This window comes from Sutterella parvirubra YIT 11816 (genome assembly GCF_000250875.1).
Lineage (GTDB): Bacteria > Pseudomonadota > Gammaproteobacteria > Burkholderiales > Burkholderiaceae_F > Sutterella > Sutterella parvirubra.
The window spans coordinates 47,119-47,746 of record NZ_JH605013.1; the positions used below are offsets into that span (position 1 = coordinate 47,119).

Annotated in this window: 1 protein-coding gene; it reads left to right on the plus strand. The window is 70.9% G+C overall.

Annotated elements, in window-relative coordinates; genetic code table 11:
* On the plus strand, nucleotides 1–485 hold a 485-nt coding region (locus tag HMPREF9440_RS10805), incomplete at its 5' end, for a M20/M25/M40 family metallo-hydrolase (RefSeq protein ID WP_008543645.1).
* Nucleotides 486–628: the final 143 nt, after the last annotated feature.

Sequence of the window (628 nt, forward strand, 5' to 3'; positions counted from 1 at the left end):
GGAGCATCCAGGGGGGCGACCCCGTGGGCGTTTCGGTCGTCCCCGAAACCGTGAAGCTCACGGGCACGACGCGCTGCGCGTCGCCCGAAGATCAGGACGTGCTCGAGCGGCGCATCGGTGAGATCTGCGCGGGGGTCGGCGCCGCCACGGGGGCCGAGATCATGGTCGAATACCGCCGCGTCTATCCGCCGTTGCTCAACCACGAAGCCCAGACGGACGCCGCCGTCGCGATCGCCCGTGAGTTCTTCGGGGACGAGGCCGTCTGCGACAACATGCCGGGCGCGATGGGCGCGGAAGACTTCAGCTTCTTCCTCCAGAAGGTGCCGGGCTGCTACCTGCGCGCGGGGCTTCGCGACGCCCAACACACCTCGAACCTGCACGCGCCCACGTTCGACTACAACGACCGGACGTTGGGGCCCACGGCGGCGCTCCTTGCGGAAATCGCCGAAAAGCGCCTTGAGGCGCTCGCGAAGGGTGCCTGCTGATGACGAAGGCCCCGCATCCGAAGCTCTCCTCGGCGCAGCGGCGCCGTGAGGCGCTCGCGCGCCTCGCCCGGCGCACGGACGCCGACCGTCTTGCGGAAGCCTCCGCGGCGGCTCATGCGGCTACCGCGGCTGCCGGAGCGGCC